At 74.4% G+C, this 17,608-nt stretch carries 13 protein-coding genes; 10 read left to right on the forward strand and 3 right to left on the reverse strand.

Annotated elements, in window-relative coordinates:
• Positions 1-36: 36 nt before the first annotated feature.
• Positions 37-807 carry an ABC transporter ATP-binding protein gene (locus tag ATL51_RS11030; RefSeq protein WP_073578587.1) on the reverse strand — a complete coding sequence of 257 codons (771 nt, stop codon included), beginning with the start codon at positions 805-807 and terminating at the stop codon, positions 37-39.
• A gap of 100 nt (positions 808-907) precedes the next feature.
• Between ATL51_RS11030 and glgX the strand changes: the two genes are divergently transcribed.
• The 4 genes from glgX to ATL51_RS11050 all read left to right on the forward strand — a co-directional run bounded on the left by glgX (position 908) and on the right by ATL51_RS11050 (position 4,620).
• Complete coding sequence (gene glgX / locus ATL51_RS11035) at positions 908-2,929, forward strand: glycogen debranching protein GlgX (protein WP_100878566.1); 2,022 nt, start codon at positions 908-910, stop codon at positions 2,927-2,929.
• 64 nt (positions 2,930-2,993) lie between these two features.
• Positions 2,994-3,221, forward strand: coding sequence for an FmdB family zinc ribbon protein (locus tag ATL51_RS11040; protein WP_073578478.1), 228 nt, complete (start codon positions 2,994-2,996; stop codon positions 3,219-3,221).
• 93 nt (positions 3,222-3,314) lie between these two features.
• Positions 3,315-3,731, forward strand: coding sequence for a hypothetical protein (locus ATL51_RS11045; protein WP_100878567.1), 417 nt, complete (start codon positions 3,315-3,317; stop codon positions 3,729-3,731).
• Between the two features lie 178 nt (positions 3,732-3,909).
• On the forward strand, positions 3,910-4,620 hold the full coding sequence (locus ATL51_RS11050; protein ID WP_167409989.1) for a fibronectin type III domain-containing protein: 711 nt from the start codon (positions 3,910-3,912) through the stop codon (positions 4,618-4,620).
• Here ATL51_RS11050 and glgP read toward each other — a convergent pair.
• Positions 4,617-7,190, reverse strand: a complete 2,574-nt coding sequence (glgP, locus tag ATL51_RS11055) for an alpha-glucan family phosphorylase (RefSeq protein ID WP_073578588.1) — start codon at positions 7,188-7,190, stop codon at positions 4,617-4,619. The two genes, ATL51_RS11050 and glgP, sit on opposite strands and share 4 nt — an antisense overlap.
• A gap of 257 nt (positions 7,191-7,447) precedes the next feature.
• Between glgP and ATL51_RS11060 the strand changes: the two genes are divergently transcribed.
• Entirely contained in the window at positions 7,448-9,439 is a 1,992-nt protein-coding gene (locus tag ATL51_RS11060; protein ID WP_073578589.1) for an alpha-1,4-glucan--maltose-1-phosphate maltosyltransferase, read from the forward strand.
• A gap of 68 nt (positions 9,440-9,507) precedes the next feature.
• On the opposite strand, the gene treS is transcribed toward ATL51_RS11060, so the two are convergent.
• A complete protein-coding gene (gene treS, locus ATL51_RS11065; RefSeq protein WP_301548991.1) occupies positions 9,508-11,826 on the reverse strand; it encodes a maltose alpha-D-glucosyltransferase in 2,319 nt (772 codons plus the stop codon).
• 394 nt (positions 11,827-12,220) lie between these two features.
• Here treS and ATL51_RS11070 point away from each other — a divergent pair, with 394 nt between their 5' ends.
• The 5 genes from ATL51_RS11070 to ATL51_RS11090 all read left to right on the forward strand — a co-directional run bounded on the left by ATL51_RS11070 (position 12,221) and on the right by ATL51_RS11090 (position 17,584).
• A complete protein-coding gene (locus ATL51_RS11070) occupies positions 12,221-13,576 on the forward strand; it encodes a maltokinase N-terminal cap-like domain-containing protein (protein ID WP_100878569.1) in 1,356 nt (451 codons plus the stop codon).
• 168 nt (positions 13,577-13,744) lie between these two features.
• On the forward strand, positions 13,745-14,392 hold the full coding sequence (locus ATL51_RS11075) for a DedA family protein (RefSeq protein ID WP_100878570.1): 648 nt from the start codon (positions 13,745-13,747) through the stop codon (positions 14,390-14,392).
• Positions 14,380-15,627, forward strand: a complete 1,248-nt coding sequence (locus ATL51_RS11080; RefSeq protein WP_161151909.1) for a glycosyltransferase — start codon at positions 14,380-14,382, stop codon at positions 15,625-15,627. The genes ATL51_RS11075 and ATL51_RS11080 overlap by 13 nt, the downstream gene beginning before the upstream one ends.
• Positions 15,624-16,487 (forward strand): alpha/beta fold hydrolase, encoded by an 864-nt coding sequence (locus ATL51_RS11085; protein WP_157818317.1) that lies wholly within the window; start codon positions 15,624-15,626, stop codon positions 16,485-16,487. The genes ATL51_RS11080 and ATL51_RS11085 overlap by 4 nt, the downstream gene beginning before the upstream one ends.
• Positions 16,484-17,584, forward strand: a complete 1,101-nt coding sequence (locus ATL51_RS11090) for a glycosyltransferase family 4 protein (protein ID WP_100878571.1) — start codon at positions 16,484-16,486, stop codon at positions 17,582-17,584. The genes ATL51_RS11085 and ATL51_RS11090 overlap by 4 nt, the downstream gene beginning before the upstream one ends.
• The last annotated feature ends 24 nt before the right edge of the window (positions 17,585-17,608 follow it).

The raw sequence follows: 17,608 nt of genomic DNA on the forward strand, positions 1-17,608 counted from the left end.
CCCACGCGGGTGCGGGCACCGGCGCCCGGCGGCGGATCAGTCGCGCCGGTGGGCGGTGAACCGTCCGTTGCCGCGGCGCTCGACGGTCAGCGGCAGCCCGAACGTCTCCGACAGCGGCTCGGAGGTCATGACCTCGTCCAGGAGCCCCGCGGCGACCACACGCCCTTCACGCAGCAGCAGCCCGTGGCTGTAGTTCGGCGGGATCTCTTCGACGTGGTGGGTGACCAGCACCGACGCCGGGGCGTACGGGTCGTCGGCGAGGTCGGCGAGCCGGGTGACGAGGTCCTCGCGGCCGCCGAGGTCCAGCCCGGCGGCGGGCTCGTCGAGCAGCAGCAGTTCCGGGTCGGTCATCAGCGCGCGGGCGATCAGGGTCCGCTTGCGCTCGCCCTCGGAGAGCGTGCCGTACGCGCGCCCGGCGAACCCCGCCATGCCGAGCTGGCCCAGCAGCTGCTCGGCGCGGCCGGTGTCGTCGCGCTCGTACTCCTCGCGCCAGCGCCCGAGGACCGCGTAGCCCGCGGAGACGACGACGTCGGAGACGATCTCGTCGCCCGGGATCCGGACGCCCAGGTTCGCCGAGGTGAGACCGATCCGGGTGCGGAGCTCGAAGACGTTGACCCGGCCCATGCGCTCACCGAGCACATGGACGGTGCCGGCGGTCGGGTGCAGCTCCGCACCGGCGAGCCGGAGCAGGGTCGTCTTGCCGGCGCCGTTCGGGCCGAGGACGACCCAGCGCTCGTCGAGTTCCACCCGCCAGTCGACGGCATCGAGCAGGATGGTGTCGCCGCGGCGGACGGTGGCGCCGTCCATCCCGACGACCACGTCCTCGTCGTCGATCGGGGTGGAAACGGGTGTGACACCGGGCGCGGACGGGGTTCGGGGCGAAGTCACCCCCCTATCCTGGCCGATCGTGCCTGTCTTCCCCCTCGGTGCCCACCCCGACGACCACGGGACCCGCTTCGCGGTCGCCACCACCAGCGCCGAGACCGTCGAGGTGTGCCTGATCGACGGCGCCGCCGACGGTGAGGGCGGTGGTCTCACCGAGCGGCGCGTCGAGCTGCGTGAACACACCTTCGGCGTGTGGCACGGCCACGTGCCCGGGGTGCGGCCCGGTCAGCGCTACGGCTACCGGGTGCACGGCGAGTACCGGCCGTTCCACGGGCTGCGCGCGAACCCGCACAAGATCCTCGTCGACCCCTACGCCGCGCGGATCACCGGCACCGTCACCGACGTCGTCGCCGCCCGCGGGTGGGACGGCGACCCGATGTCCGGGCGGCCCAGCACCGTCGACTCGCTCGGCTCGGTGCCGCTGTCGGTCGTCACCGCCACCGACGCCGCGCCGCGCCCGCCCCGCCCGGACGTGCCGTGGTCGGAGACGGTGATCTCGGAGATCCACGTGCGCGGCTGGACGAAGCTCCACCCCGAGGTGCCCGAGGCGCACCGTGGCACCTACCTCGGGCTGGCCCACCCGGCGGTGATCGCGCAGCTGCAGCGGACCGGGGTGACGGCCGTCGAGCTGCTCCCGGTGCAGGCCAACGCCCCCGAGCCACCGCTGCTGGAGCGGGGCGCGTCGAACTACTGGGGCTACGCCACGCTGGGCTTCCTCGCCCCGCACGCCGGCTACGCCTCGGACCCCGGCAACGAGGTCGCGGAGTTCCGCTACCTCGTCGACACCCTGCACGCGGCCGGGATCGAGGTCGTCCTCGACATCGTCCCCAACCACACCTGCGAGGGCGGGGTCGGCGGCACCACCCTGTCCTACCGCGGCCTCGACGCGCCGGCGTACTACTCGCTCGGCGGGTCCGGGCACGACGCCGACATCACCGGCACCGGCAACACCCTCGACGCCGGCTCCCCCACGGTGATCCGGTTGGTCTGCGACGCCATGCGGCACTGGGTGCACGCCTACGGCGTCGACGGGTTCCGGATCGACCTCGCCTCGGTGCTCGGTCGCCCGCGGTCGGGTCCGTTCTCCTCGGACTCCGCACTGCTCACCGCGATCGCCCAGGACCCGACCCTGTCGACGACCAAGTTGATCGCCGAGCCGTGGGACGCGACCGGCGAGGGCTACCGCGTCGGCGGGTTCGGCGTGGCGTGGTCGGAGTGGAACGGCCGTTACCGCGACGCGGTGCGCGACTTCTGGCGCGGCCACGGCGGCGTCGCCGAGCTGGCGTCGCGGCTGACCGGCAGCTCCGACATCTACCAGCTCTCCGGGCGTCGCCCGTGGGCCTCGGTCAACTTCGTCACCGCCCACGACGGCTTCACCCTGCGCGACCTCGTGTCCTACGAGCACAAGCACAACGAGGACAACGGCGAGAACAACCGCGACGGCACCGACGACAACCGCTCGCAGAACCACGGCGCCGAGGGCCCGACCGACGACGCCGGCATCCGCGCCGCCCGGCAGGCCACGGCCCGGGCGATGATGGCGACGCTGCTGCTGTCGATCGGCACCCCGATGATCACCGGTGGCGACGAGCGCTGGCGCACCCAGGGCGGCAACAACAACGCCTACTGCCGCGACGACGAGACCTCCTGGGTGGACTGGACCCGCACCGACGAGACCACGGCGATGGAGGCGTTCACCGCCAAGGTCGCCGCACTGCGCCACGAGTCACCGGTGCTGCACCGCGACCAGTTCTACGTCGACGGCGAGGTCCTCTGGTGGGACCCGTCCGGGCGGCCGATGGAGCCCGGGGACTGGCACGACGGCGGCCGCCGCACCCTCGCGCTGCTGCTGGCCGACTACTGGCTGCTGGTCCTGCACGCCGGCGACGAGCCCGCCGACTGCGTGCTGCCCAGCGACCACGGATTCGACCCGGTCCTGGACTCGACCGCGCCCGACGGCACCCCCGCCGACACCACCCCGCTCGACGCCGGGGCGACGATCGTCCTGCCGCCCCGCTCGGTACGCCTGCTGCGCAGCCGCTGACCGGACCCGGCCAGCCGGGTTCGGGGAGCTGGGTCCGACGGGCCGGGCGGCGTAGGCTCCGCGCATGCCGCGCTACGAGTTCCGCTGCCGCGAGTGCGCCACGACGTTCGAGGTCGAACGGCCGATGGCCGCGTCGTCGGACCCGGCGGACTGCCCGCACGGACACGCGGACACCGTCAAGCTGCTCTCGACGATCGCGCTCGGCGGCCGGTCCGGTGCCGCACCCCGGCCCGCGATGACCCCGGCCGGTGGCGGCGGGGGCTGCTGCGGCGGCGGGTGCTGCGGCGGCTGACCCGTGCCGACGACGGGTCCCGCCCCCTCGGACCACGGTCCGGCGGGCGGAGGTCCGGCGGGCGGTGGGACGTCACGGGCGGCCCGGCGCGTCGTGCTCGTGCTCCCGGCCGTCCTGCTGGTCGGTGTCCTGGGCGCGGGCTGTGCGGGTTCCTCCCCGCTCGCCCCGACCCGCGGCGCGGAGACCGCGGCGGGCCCGAGCGCGTCCGCCGACGCCGCACCGTCGGACTCCGCGTCGACCGGCACCGGACCGCCGGTGACGATCGTGCTCGGCAGCCCGGACCGGCCGCAGGCCCGCGGTCTCGGGACCGCGCGGCCGCCGCTGGTCGACCTCGGCAGGGCGAGCTCCACCGGCATCGTCGAGGACCTGACGTGGCAGAGCTGGGGCGGCCCGACCGCCACCGGCACCGGGACGGCCGCCTACGCCGCCCCCGGGCAGCCGCTCGCCGCCGCGACCCGGGAACGGGCGACCCGGGCACCTGCGCCGGGCGCCCGGCCTACCGCACGCTGACCTGGTACTTCCCCCAGCACGGCGAGATCCCCGGTGCCCACACCCCGCTGCCCGTCTGCGGCGACTGACCGCCACACTGCTGCTAGGCCGAACGGGCGTATTCCGCTCGAACGTGTGACGTACGTCAACACTGCTCCGATACGCCGAGAGCATCTGACCCCGTGGGACTGGAGTCCACGTGCCCCGAGCGCTCCCCCGCCTTCTCCGTGCCGCCACCGCCGTCGCCGCCGTGGCCACCACCGCCCTGCTCACGACGGCGGCGATCCCCGCCCCGCCGTCGCCGCCGGCCGAGGCGCTCACGGCGCCCGGGCCGGTGCAGGCCCTGCAGGTCTCACCCGTACCCGGCGGCGGCGCCCGCGGCCTCGGACTGCAGGTGTCCTGGTCCCCGCCCGTCCGGAACGAGGGCGCCCTGCGCACCCACTACGACGTCGAGGTCCGCGACCACGCGGGCACCGTCCTCCACTCCGCCTCGACCGAGACCACCACCAGCGCCCCGGTGTACGGCGACTACTGCGTCGCGCCGTTCACGGTGTCGGTGCGCGCCGTGAGCCGCGACGTCGACGAGAGCCGGTCCGAGCCGGGGCCCGCCGTCCTCACCACGTACGGCGAGCAGGCCCCGTGCGCCCTCACGATGTCGATCACCGCGGCCCGCGCCGCCGACGGGCGCGTGCACGTGCGCGCCACCCGCGAGGCGCCGGTCGACCCCTTCGTGTCCGGCCCGTGCACGCTCGCGACGGCCGGCCGGGTGCTCTGGTCGGGCACCTGCGGCGGCTACGCCGCCACCCAGGACATCGTGGTCGGCGCGCTGCCCCCGGGACCGCGGGAGCTCACGCTGACCACCGTCGCCCCGCGGGGTGAGCGCACCACGAGCCGGACCACGCTGCGCTAGCCCGCCAGGACGATCCGCCCCAGCTCGACCGACGACGCCAGGTGCGGGTGGTGCGGCAGCACCCGCACCGTGTACCCGGTCAGCCCCGCGTGCGGCAGCGGCACGGCGACCTCCCAGGATCCGTCGCCGCGGTGCTCCATCGCGACGGTCACCGGGTCCGCCAGCTCGTCGGAGGAGTCGACCCGCCCAACGACGGCCTCGACCGTCACGTCCGACGGGTCCAGCCCGGCCAGGTCCACCCCCGCCCGGACGGTCATGGGCGACCCCACGACCGGGGTGTCGGGCAGCCCGGACGCGTCGACACCGGTGATCCGGACGTGGTTCCACGCCTTGTTCAGCCGGGCCCGGAACTGCGCGATGTCGCGGGCGACGGCGTAGTCCGACGCGGCCGCGTCCGCGGCGGCGCGGGCCGCCGGGGTGTACCAGTCCTGCACGTACTCCCGCACCATCCGGGTGGCCTGCACCTTCGGCCGCAGGGTGGTGAGGGTGTGGCGGACCATCTCGACCCAGCGGTGCGGGACACCGTCGACGCGGTCGTAGAACGCCGGGCCGACCTGGGTGGCGATGAGCTCGTAGAGGGCGTTGGCCTCGAGGTCGTCGCGCCGGGTCGGGTCCTCGACGCCGTCGGCGGTGGGGATGGCCCAGCCGTTGGCGCCGTCGTAGAACTCGTCCCACCAGCCGTCGCGGATGGACAGGTTCAGCCCGCCGTTGAGCGCGGACTTCATGCCGGAGGTGCCGCAGGCCTCCAGCGGGCGCAGCGGGTTGTTCAGCCAGACGTCGCAGCCCCAGTAGAGGTAGCGGGCCATCGACATGTCGTAGTCGGGCAGGAAGACGATGCGGTGGCGCACGCCGGCGTCGTCGGCGAAGCGCACGATCTGCTGGATGAGCGCCTTGCCGCCGTCGTCGGCGGGGTGCGACTTCCCCGCGACGACGAGCTGCACCGGCCGGTGCGGGTCGAGCAGCAGGCTGCGGAGCCGGTCGGCGTCGCGCAGCATCAGCGTGAGCCGCTTGTAGGTCGGGACCCGGCGGGCGAAGCCGACCGTGAGCACGTCGCGGTCGAAGACGTGGTCGGTCCAGCCCAGCTCCGGCTCGGACGCACCCCGCTCCAGCCAGGCGGCGCGCACCCGGCGGCGGACCTCGTCGACCAGCCGGGACCGCAGCGTGTTGCGCAGGCCCCACACGTCGGCGTCGGACACCGCGGCGGTGCTGCTGCCGGGCTCCCCGAGCAGCTCGGTGACCTGGTGGGCCTCCCAGGTGGGGCCGTGCACGCCGTTGGTGACCGAGCCGATCGGCACCTCCTCGCGGTCGAACCCGGCCCACAGCCCGCCGAACATCTCCCGCGACACCGTCCCGTGCAGCCGGGAGACACCGTTGGCGCGCTGGGCCAGGCGCAGACCCATGTGCGCCATGTTGAACGTCTCCGGATCCTCCTCGGCGCCGAGCGCGAGGAGCCGGTCGGTCGGCAGGCCCGGCAGCAGCCGGTCGGTGAGGTAGTGCCGCACGAGGTCCAGGCCGAACCGGTCGATGCCGGCGGGCACCGGGGTGTGGGTGGTGAACACCGTGCCCGCGCGGACGGCGGCGAGCGCCTCGTCGAAGTCCAGCCCGCCGGACGACGCGGACGCCGTCGCCGGTCCCGCGCCGTTGGACGACACCGCCGAGCCGGTGCACAGCTCGCGGATCCGCTCGCAGCCGAGGAACCCGGCGTGGCCCTCGTTGGTGTGGAAGACCTCCGGCGTCGGGTGCCCGGTGAGCCGGCAGAACGCGCGGACCGCGCGGACCCCGCCGACACCGATCAGGATCTCCTGCTGGATGCGGTGGTTCTGGTCGCCGCCGTAGAGCCGGTCGGTGACCCCGCGCAGGTCGGCCCCGCCGTCGGAGCCGGCGTTCTCCTCGATGTCGGTGTCGAGCAGCAGCAGCGGGACCCGCCCGACCGCGGCCTGCCAGATCCGCGCGTGCAGCGTGCGGTCCCCCGGCATCGCGACCTCGACGAGCTCCGGCGCGCCGGAGGCGTCGGTGAGCAGCTGCAGCGGCAACCCCTGTGGGTCGATCGCCGGATAGTGCTCGAGCTGCCAGCCGTCGAGCGACAGGGACTGACGGAAGTACCCCGACCGGTACAGCAGCCCCACCGCGACGAGCGGAACGCCCAGGTCCGAGGCGGCCTTCAGGTGGTCGCCGGCGAGCACGCCGAGACCGCCGGAGTAGTTGGGCAGCACCTCCGAGACGCCGAACTCCATCGAGAAGTACGCGACGGCCGACGGCCGGCCCGCGCCGTCGGCCTCGTCGTACCAGCGCGGCTCGGACAGGTAGGCCTCCAGCTCCGCGGCCCGCTCGGCGACCTCGGCGGCGACCGCGTCGTCCGCGGCGAGCTCGGCCAGCCGACCGGTGGGGATCTCGCCGAGCAGGCGGACCGGGTCCTGCCCGCTGGCGTCCCAGGCGTCGGGGTCCAGGGAGGCGAACAGGTCCCGGGTCGGCGCGTGCCAGGTCCACCGCAGGTTCGTCGCCAGTGTCTGCAGCGGCGCGAGCGGAGCGGGGAGCTGGGCACGGACGGTGAAACGACGGAGGGCTCTCACGGCCGCGAGGGTAGCCGGGAACACCGACACGCACGCGGTGTCCCGCCCGGCCGGGACGGGGTCCCACCGGTAGGGTCGCACTGCCGCGGGATCAGTGGGTCCGTGCACGTCGAATCGGTTCCGTCCACATCCGTTCCGATCCGTTCACGCCGATGGTCCCGCGGGTGTGGCGACAGGTGACGTGGCGGCGTCAGACTGACCGTCTCGACTCTGGTGGGACTTCTACCGACGGTGACAATTTCCTGGGGGTGCAGCCGATGACCGGTCGGCTCGGAATCGACGACGTGACCCCGTTCGTGGAGAGCGGAGACCCGGCCAAGGCCGTGGTCGGCGAGGTCGTCCCGATCCGGGCGACCGTGTGGCGGGAGGGACACGACGCCGTCGCGGCGAACGTCGTGTTCACCCCGCTGTCGGCCGACGGGACGCCGGGCGACGCGCAGTACGTGCGGATGCAGCCCGACGGGGTGGGCACCGACCGCTTCGTGGCCTGGGTCCGCCCCGACGCCGAGGGTCGCTGGACCTTCCGCGTCGACGCGTGGAGCGACCCGTGGGCGACCTGGCGCTCGGGTGTGGAGAAGAAGATCGCCGCGGGCCAGACGGCCGAGGAGCTGGCCAACGACCTCGAGGTCGGCGCCCGGCTGCTCGCCAGGGTCGGGCGTCGCCCGGCCGAGAAGGACAGCCGCGACCTGCTGCTCGGTGCCGCGAACACGCTGCGGGACACCGCGCTGCCGCTGCGCGCGCGGGTCGCCCCCGCCCTGTTCGACGCCGTCGTCGCGATCATGACCGAGCGCCCGGTCCGGGAGCTCATCACCCGCGGCCCGGAGCGGACGATCTTCGTCGACCGGCCCCGCGCGCTCTACGGCTCCTGGTACGAGTTCTTCCCGCGCTCCACCGGCGGGCGGGACGAGACCGGCCGGCCGGTGCACGGCACGTTCGCGACGTCGTCGAAGGAGCTCGACCGCGTCGCGCGGATGGGCTTCGACGTCGTCTACCTGCCGCCGATCCACCCGGTCGGCACGGTGCACCGCAAGGGCCGCAACAACTCCACCCACGCCGAGCCGGGCGACGTCGGTTCCCCGTGGGCGATCGGCTCGGCCGCGGGCGGGCACGACGCGATCGACCCCGAGCTGGGCGACTTCGACGACTTCGACGCGTTCGTCGCGCGGGCGAACGAGCTGGGCATGGAGGTCGCGCTCGACCTGGCGCTGCAGTGCGCCCCGGACCACCCGTGGGTCACCGAGCACCCGGAGTGGTTCACCGTCCGCCCGGACGGCACCATCGCCTACGCGGAGAACCCGCCGAAGCGCTACCAGGACATCTACCCGCTGAACTTCGACCGCGACCCGGCGGGCATCTACGCCGAGTGCCTGCGCGTGGTGCTGAAGTGGGTCGAGCACGGGGTGACGATCTTCCGCGTCGACAACCCGCACACCAAGCCGCCGAACTTCTGGCACTGGCTGATCTGGGAGGTCAAGCGGACCCACCCGGAGGTGCTGTTCCTGGCCGAGGCGTTCACCCGCCCGGCCCGGCTGTTCGGGCTCGCGCGGCTGGGCTTCACCCAGTCCTACACGTACTTCACGTGGCGGACGGAGAAGGAGGAGCTCGCCGACTTCGCGACGATGCACGCCGAGCACGCCGACGAGTGCCGTCCGAACCTGTTCACCAACACCCCGGACATCCTGCACGAGTCGCTGCAGACCGGCGGCCCGGCGATGTTCGCGATCCGGGCGACCCTGGCCGCGACGATGGCGCCGACCTGGGGCGTCTACTCCGGCTTCGAGCTCTACGAGGGCACGCCGGTCAAGCCGGGCAGCGAGGAGTACCTCGACTCGGAGAAGTACGAGCTGCGGCCGCGGGACTTCGAGTCCGCCCTGAACCAGGGGCGCTCGCTGGAGCCGTACCTGACCCGGCTCAACGAGATCCGCCGCGCGCACCCGGCGCTGCAGCAGCTGCGCGAGATCCACTTCCACGAGGTGGACAACGAGCACATCATCGCCTTCTCCAAGGTGGACCCGTCCACCGGCGACCAGGTGCTCGTGGTGTGCACGCTGGACTCGCACGCGCCGCAGCAGGGCACCCTCAAGCTGGACATGCCGGCGCTGGGGCTGCGGTACACCGACGTCGTCGAGGTGCACGACGAGGTGTCGGGCGAGACCTACCGCTGGGGCGAGTACAACTTCGTGCGGCTGGTCCCGACCGACCACGTCGCGCACGTGATCACGCTGCCCGCGCAGGCCCCGCTGCTCTGACCCGCCCCGTCCGCCGCCGTCCACACCCGTCGCGACGGGTGTGGACGGCGGCGGACGGGTGTGGGCGCTCAGTCCTCGTCGGCGTCGTCCGCCGGGGGCTCCAGGACCACGGCGGTCGCCCGGAACGGGGCCATCCCGATCCGGAACCCGTTGAGGTCGTCGACGGTGCCGACGGTCTCGCCGGAGAACAGGTCGGTGACCGTCGCTCCCGGCGCCAGGTGCTCGGACCGCACGAACGCGTCCACCTGCTCGTCGGCGAAGTTCAGGACGGTCACGCTGGTCCGGTCGTCGTCGAGCAGGTGCACCATCACCAGCAGGCCGCGGTGCGACACGTCCGGCACGTCGACCTGGCGGGCCGTCGCCACCCCGGAGCGCTTGCGCACGGCCAGGATCGCCTGCATCTGGCGGACGAAGCTGGTCTCCTCGGTCAGCTGGTCGGGCAGCGACCCGTAGAGGCTGCGCCCGCGGGGCATGCCCGACGAGGACCTCTCGGCGTCCGGCCGGTGCCCCATCAGATCGTGCGCCGGCCGCGAGATCCACCGGGTGTCCCCGGAGTTCAGCAGGTCCGAGACCGAGTCCGGCGGCAGCGTCAGCATGCCGAGCAGGTCCCAGCCCGACAGCGCGAACACCCCGGGCTGGAAGGCGTTGAACATGACCAGCAGCAGGTGCACCCGCCGGATGCGCTCGACATCGTCGGGGCCGATGTCGTCGAGCGCGGAGATGCCGAGCGAGGCGGCGATGACGGTCGCGGTGGTGCAGGCGATCCCGTTCGTCGTGAAGATCAGGTTGTAGGGCGCGTCCGGTCCGGTGAGGACGTCGCACAGGTCGCGGCGGATCGTGTCGGCCAGATCCCCGCCGCGCATGTCCTCGCCGCGGAAGTGGAAGAGCTCGTCGGTGTGGCCCGCGGTCCAGTGCACGAGCTCGTAGGTCAGCTCGTCGTGGTTCTGCAGCGCGTGCACCAGCGACGCCGGGTCGACGCCCAGATCCAGCGCGGTGCGCAGGGTCAGCCGCAGGAACTCGGTGTCCGAGGTCGCGAGCGCGTGGTGGTAGGCGGGGCGGTTGATGAAGTCGTACGACAGGTCCGCGCCCGCCTCGGAGGTGACCTTGATGTCGTCGACGGTCAGGTTCAGCTCCTGGAAGGTGAACCCGCCGACCTTGCGCACCATGCTCGCGATGAGGTGGTTCGCGGCCTCCGACAACGGGTGCCCCTCGGACCAGCCGGGGTTCCCGGAGCCCGCCTTCTCCACGCCGAGGAAGCCGTTCGCGTCCAGGCGCAGCGCACCCGAGCCGAGGTCGGCCAGCGAGTGCAGGGCATCGCCGATGACCATCCGCATGCCCGCGAAGGTCGGGTCCAGCCAGTTGACCGACGGCTGGCCGTCCTTGAAGTAGTGCAGGTACACCCAGCGCCGCACGACGCCGTCGACGCCGGTGACCTCGCCGGTCGCCGACCAGTTGGTCTCCTTCACGCCCTCGCGGTAGAAGATGACCCGCTGCAGCCGGCCGACGATGTAGCCCGCCTTCTCCAGGGCCTCCTCGGTCGCGGCGTCGAGGTTGGCCGAGTCCTTCCCCGGCGGCACGTCCGGCAGCATCCCCCAGTCGGACTGCTCGATCTCGACCATGTGGTAGATGCCCGGATAGTCGCCGTAGGCGAGCTCGGCGAGCCGGAAGTCCGGACCCTTGCCGGTGTGGCCGGGGACGATGTCGTCGATGATCGTGCCGCCGTGCCAGGTGGCGGTCGCGCACATCGCGCGGAACTCGTCCTCGGTGCCGAAGGCCGGGTCGAGCTCGTTGGAGATGCGGTCGAAGTGGCCGTCGACGCTCGGGGTGGGCTGCCAGCCCGAGAGTCCGCCCGCCTTCTTCACCGGCCCGGTGTGGACGCCCTCGATGCCGATCGTCTCGAACGCCTGCCACAGCTCCTCGTTGCCCAGCGCCGCCAGGAACGACTCACCGGAGGCGGTGATCAGCGAGATCGGGTAGGCGGTGAACCACACCGACGCCGTCTCGACCGCGTGCCGCGGGCCGGGGCTGGCGTAGGGGTTCTGCCACATCGAGCCCTGCCCGGAGAACTGGCGGGCCAGCTCGTCGGCGTGGCCGAGCATCGACTGGGACAGCAGCCACGACACGTAGACCGGGTTCTCCCCCGATGCCGGGCCGTCCTGTGCCACCGACCGGCGCCGCACCGTGGACCGCACCCGGGCGCGGTGACGCAGCGTGCGCGGACGCGCCTCGTGGTAGTACTCGGCGAAGTTCACGTCCGGTGGCTCCGGGACGTGCTCGGCCTCGGCGGGCACCGGTTCGACGGCGGCGAGCGGATCGGCCGGTGCGATCCGGGCCTGGGTCTCCGGGATCGTCGGGGGGATGTCGGCCTTCGGCTCTCGCTCGGTCACGCCGCCGGTCCTCCGGTCGCTGTGGGGGGCAGGTCAGGGCAGGTTCTGGGCATGTCCGGCCCACGGTGCGCCCTGCGACGGCGATCCGCACGCGGGCGCGTGCGCACCGTCGCGGGGTACCCGCGGGCACCGCGTCCAGTATGGGTTTCCCGGCACGGGGATGCCGGACAGAGGCGTGATCACCGCCCGTGACCAACGGGTGGTCGATCCGACACGGACAGTACCGCCCACCCGACCTCCTGACCCGGCCGGGTCGGCCTGTCCCGGTTAGGGTTTTCGCCTGCGGGCCCGGGTGGCGCCGACCGGTACCCCGACGTGGTGCGGGCGGTGGCCGCGACCGGTCCGCGGTGGTGTTCACAGGCCGGGCGGACGCCCGGCAGGAGGGGGACGACGCGTGCGGCCGACCGGAGCTTCCGAGGACCTGACGGCGCTCCCGGGCCTGTTGCGCGACTGGCTGCCCGGGCGTCGCTGGTTCGCCGAGAAGGGGCGTCCGCTGACCGGCGTCGCCGTCGCGTCACGGCACCCGCTGCCCGCCGCCGAGGGTGTCACCGGGCTCGAGGTGCTGATCCTCGCGGTGTCCTTCGCCGACGGTCCGGACCGGCACTACCAGCTGCTCCTGGCCCGCGCCCCGCACGCCCCGGCCGGGGCCGCCCCGATCGGCGACCACGACGGGCAGGTCCTCTACGACGGCCTGCACGACGGGCGCGTCACCGCGCTGCTGCTGCGGCTGATCGCCGAGGGCGCGACCGTCGATGACCTGTCGTTCGTGCCCGAGCCGGGCGCAGACCTGCCGCTGACCGAGACCGGCCGCGTCGTCGACGCCGAGCAGTCCAACACCTCCGTCCGCTGGGGCGAGCGCTCCATCCTCAAGGTCTACCGGCGCCTGTCCCCCGGTCTGAACCCCGATCTGGAGCTGCACCGGGCGCTGCGCGCGGCCGGGTCGACGTCGGTCGCGGCGCTGCAGGGCGGGATCGAGGGTGTCCTCGACGGCGAGCCCGCCACCTTCGCGCTGCTGCAGGAGTTCGCGGCCGGCTCGCACGACGGCTGGGAGCGGGCCACCGCGGCGGTCCGCGACCGGACCGACTTCACCGGCGACGCCCGCGCGCTCGGTGAGGCGCTCGCCGACGTGCACGTCGCGCTGCGCGCCGAGCTCGGCACCTCCGAGGCCGACCCGCGTGAGCTGGCGGCGTACTGGACCCGGCGGTGCGCCGAGGTCGCCGACCAGGTGCCGGTGCTCGCCCCGCACGTGCCCGCGATCTGCGCCGTCTACGACGAGGTGGCCGCGCTGGGCGCGCCCGTCGTCGTGCAGCGGGTGCACGGCGATCTGCACCTCGGGCAGACGCTGCGCCGCCCGGACGGGCGTTGGCTGGTCATCGACTTCGAGGGCGAGCCGGCCGCCTCCCCCGAGGAGCGGCGCGCGCCGGACTCCGCGGTGCGCGACGTCGTCGGGATGCTGTTCTCCTTCGACTACGCCGCCTTCCACCACCTGCTGACCCGGTCCGACACGCCCGGGGCAGGTCTCGGTTCGGACACCACCGAGGCACGCCTCGCTCACGACTGGTCGGCCGCGAACCGTGACGCGTTCTGCGCCGGCTACGCCGCCCGCGCCGGTGAGGACCCGCGCGTGCACGCCGCGCTGCTGCGCGCTTACGAGCTGGACAAGGCCGTCTACCAGGTGCTCTACGAGACCCGCAGCCGTCCGTCCTGGCTGCCGATCCCGCTCACCGCGATCGCGCGCGGCACCGCTTAGCACGTCCGGGCCGTCGGCGACACCCGGTGGTCACCGGACCTTCCCGCCGACGACGCCGGGGCGACGCCCGACTCCCCGGGCGGCCCGGCGCGGGATCGTGGAATCCTCCCCGACCAGGAGGACACCCACCGTGAGACGACCACCCCCCACCCGGCCCGAGGACCTCTCGTGACCCCGGCCGGTCTGCTCGGTGCGGACGGTCTGGACGGCGTCCTGGGCCTCGTCCAGCGCCCCGACGGGCCCACGCTCGGCGTGACGCTGGCCGTGCTCTTCCTCGGTGTGCTGGTGGAGGGGCCGGTCGTCAGCGTCGTCGCCGGCTCACTCGCGGGCGCCGGGCTGCTCGACTGGTGGGTGGTGTGGCTGGTGGCGTTCGCCGCCGACGTCGTCGCCGACACCGCCTTCTACGTCCTCGGCCGCGGCGGGCGCCGCCCGGCCATCGCTCCGCTGCTGGTCCGGCTGGGTCTGACCGAGCGTCGCTGGGACACACTGCGCGCGAAGGTGGGGGGCCGTCCGGGCCGGTTGGTGCTGGGCGCGAAACTGGTGGACGTCGGCGCGATCCCCGCGTTCCTGGCCATCGGCCTGGCCGGGGTGTCGTACCGGCGATTCGTGGCCTGGGTGGTCCCGCTGACGGCGGTGCGTTCGGCACTGCTGGTCGGGATCGGCTGGGTGGTCGGGGGCCGGTTCGCCGCGGAGCTGGCCGACCGGCCGTGGATCATCGTGGCGGTGGGGCTGGGCGTGGGCCTGGTGCTCGTGGCCGGGCGCGCGCTGTGGGTGCGTGCCAGGACCTCGCGGAAGGAGAACGTGTGCGCGTCCTGATCGGGGCCGACACCTGGGCACCGGACGTCAACGGGGCCAGCTACGCCGGACAGCGGCTGGCGGCCGAGCTCGCCGCCCGCGGGCACGAGGTGCACGTGGTCGCACCGTCGCGCGGCCTGCGCAGCCTCCCGCCGCGCCGGGTCGGGCCGGTGACCGAGCACCGGGTCCGTTCCTGCCGCGTCCCCAAGCCGCCGGACTTCCGGCTCTGCCCGCCGCCCGGGCTGCGCCGGACCTGCCGCGCGATCCTGCGCCGGGTCCGGCCCGACGTCGTGCACGTGCAGAGCCACATGGTGCTGGGCCGGATGCTGCTCACCGCGGCCGCCGACCTCGGCGTCCCGTCGATGGCGACCACGCACATGATCCCGGAGAACATCATCCCGGCGATCAGCTTCCTGCACCTGCCGGAGTCCGGGCTCAAGAAGCTGTTCTGGTGGGACGCGGTGCGCGTGCTCAGCCGGGCCGGGCTGGTCACCGCACCCACCCCGCTGGCCGCGTCGATGGCCGAGCAGGGCGGCGTCCCCGGCCCGGTGCTGCCCGTGTCCAACGGCCTGGACCTGGGCCGCTTCCGGCCCGACACCACCGGTCGCGGGCCCGCGTTCCGCGCCCGGCACGGCATCGCCGAGGGGGTGCCGCTGGTCGGCTTCGTCGGGCGGCTGGACCGGGAGAAGCACGTCGACGAGCTGGTCCGCGCCACCGCGCTGCTGCGTGCCGGTGCCGTGCCCGACGCGCAGCTGGTCGTCGTCGGCGACGGCGAGGAGCGGGCCCGGCTGGGCGCCCTGGTCCGCGCCGAGCACCTGGAGCACGCGGTCACCTTCACCGGCCGGCTCACCGACGACGAGATCCCCGACGTCTACCCGGCCCTGGACGTGTTCGTGAACGCCGGCACCGCCGAGCTGCAGAGCCTGGTGACGCTGGAGGCGATGGCGACCGGGAAGCCGGTCGTCGCCGTCGACGCGGGGGCGCTGCCGCACCTGGCCCGCCCCGGGGTGAACGGCTGGCGCTACCCCCACGGCGACGTCGCCGCGCTCGCCGACCGGCTGGCCCGGGTGCTCGACGACCCCGACGGCGCGGCCGAGCTGGGGGCAGCGAGCCTGCAGATCGCCTCCGAGCACTCACTGGCGACCACGGTGGACACCTTCGAGGAGCTGTACCGGACGAAGGCCCGCCCGGTCGTGCCGGTGCGCGCGTTCCGCTCGGCACGCCGCGCCCGCCGGCACGCGGACACCCGGCGGTGACCGCGACGCCGTCGCCCGCCCTCGCGGTGGCCTCTCCCGTGCACGTCGTCGACGGCGCGCCCACCGTCGTGCACACCCTCGGGGACCCGGACGGGGCGCCGGTGCTGGCGCTGCACGGGCTGCGCGGCAGCCACCACGGGCTCGCGCCGCTGGCGTCGCGACTGGCCGGGTACCGCGTCGTCGTGCCGGACCTGCCCGGGTTCGGGGCGTCGCCGGCGTTCACCGACCGCACCCACGACGTCGACGGCTACGCCCGCTGGGCCTCGGCGCTGCTCGCCGACCTCGGCCCGGACACGGTGCTGCTGGGGCACTCGTTCGGGTCGATCGTGGCCGCGGCCGTCTGCGCCGCCGCCGCGACCACCCCGCGGGCGCTGGTCCTGGTCAACCCGATCGCCGAGCCCGCCTCGGACGCCGGCGGCGTCACCGGCCTCGGGACGGCCGCCACCGCGCTGCTGCACTCCGGTGCCGCCCGGCTCGGCCTCGACGGCCTGCTGCGCCACCGGCTGCTCGCCGACGCCGCGACCGTCTCCATGACCACCACCCGCGACCCGCTGCTGCGTCACTGGATCTCCGACGAGCACCGCGCCCACTTCGGCACCTTCGCCACGACGGCGTCGCTGCTGGAGTGCCTCCGCGCCGCCGGTTCCGGCTCGGTGCGGCCCTGGGCGCCCCGGGTCACGGTGCCGACACTGCTGCTCGCCGGGGCCCGCGACCGGGTCGCCCCACCGGCCGGGCAGCACGCGCTCGCCGCCGCCTTCGCCGACGCCCGGCTGGTCCTGCTGCCGCGCACCGGCCACCTCCTGCACTACGAGGCCCCCGCGTGGGCGGCCCGCGAGATCCGGGGTTTCGTGGCGCGGTGAGGGTGCTCGTCGACTGCCGCTACATCCGTCCCGGACGCCCGGACGGCATCGGCCGCTACACCACCGGGCTGGTCCGCGCGCTGGACCGGATCGCCCCGGTGGAGCTGCTGGTGTCCGACCCGCGCCAGCGCGACGGGCTGCCCGACCGGCCCGCGCACACCCTGCCCGCCCCGACCGGGGCCGGGGAGCCGCTGGTCGCGCGGCGGGTGAACCGGATCGTCGCCGGGTCACCCGATGCGGTCGTCTTCAGCCCGATGCAGACGATGGGCACGCTCGGGCGCCGCTACGCGGTGGTGCTCACCGTGCACGACCTCATCTACTACCGGCACCCGGCGCCGCCGCCGTGGCTGCCCGCGCCGGTGCGGGCGGTGTGGCGGGCCTACCACCTGTCGTGGTGGCCGCAGCGACTGCTGCTGGCCGGCGCCGACGCCGTCGCATGCGTGTCCGGCGCGACCGCGGGCCTGGTCGCGGCGCACCGGCTGTCCCGCCGGGAGGTCGCCGTCGTCCCGGACGCCACCGACTTCCACCTGCCGCCCGGCACGCCGGCGCGGTCCCGGCCGCCGGGGAACCGGATCGTCTACGCCGGGTCGTTCATGCCCTACAAGGACGTCGCGACCCTGGCCCGGGCCGCGGCCCGGCTGCCCGGCCACGAGTTCCACATGATCTCCCCCGTCCCGCCCGGGGTGCGCGCGGAGCTGGAGCGGCTCGCCGCGCCGGCCCGGCCGGTGTTCCACGACGGCGTCGACGACGACGACTACCGCGCCCTGCTCGACGGCGCCACCGCGCTGGTCTCCGCCTCCCGCGACGAGGGGTTCGGGCTCCCGGTGCTGGAGGCCATGGCGCGGGGCTGCCCCGTCGTCGTCACCGACATCCCGGCCTTCCGCGAGGTCGCGGGCGACGCCGGGGTGTTCGTCGCGCCGGGCGACGACGCCGGGTTCGCCGCCGCCGTGCGCGCGCTGGACACGACGTGGACGCAGCGCTCCGACGCGGTGCGCGCCCGGGCCGCCGAGCAGACCTGGGACGGCGCCGCCGGCGCGCTGCAGGCGGTCCTGGAACGGGCGCTGGCCCGTCACCGGCGCCGGCGCGGGCGGGGATGACGCGCCCCCGCTCACGCTCGACTG

The organism is Pseudonocardia alni (assembly GCF_002813375.1).
Classification (GTDB): Bacteria; Actinomycetota; Actinomycetes; order Mycobacteriales; family Pseudonocardiaceae; genus Pseudonocardia; species Pseudonocardia alni.

Excerpts from the sequence above, each read along its gene's own strand:
- ATL51_RS11060 (WP_073578589.1), top strand. The coding sequence starts at position 7,448 with ATGACCGGTCGGCTCGGAATCGACGACGTGACCCCGTTCGTGGAGAGC.
- ATL51_RS11040 (WP_073578478.1), top strand. The coding sequence starts at position 2,994 with ATGCCGCGCTACGAGTTCCGCTGCCGCGAGTGCGCCACGACGTTCGAG.
- ATL51_RS11030 (WP_073578587.1), bottom strand. The coding sequence starts at position 807 with ATGGACGGCGCCACCGTCCGCCGCGGCGACACCATCCTGCTCGATGCC.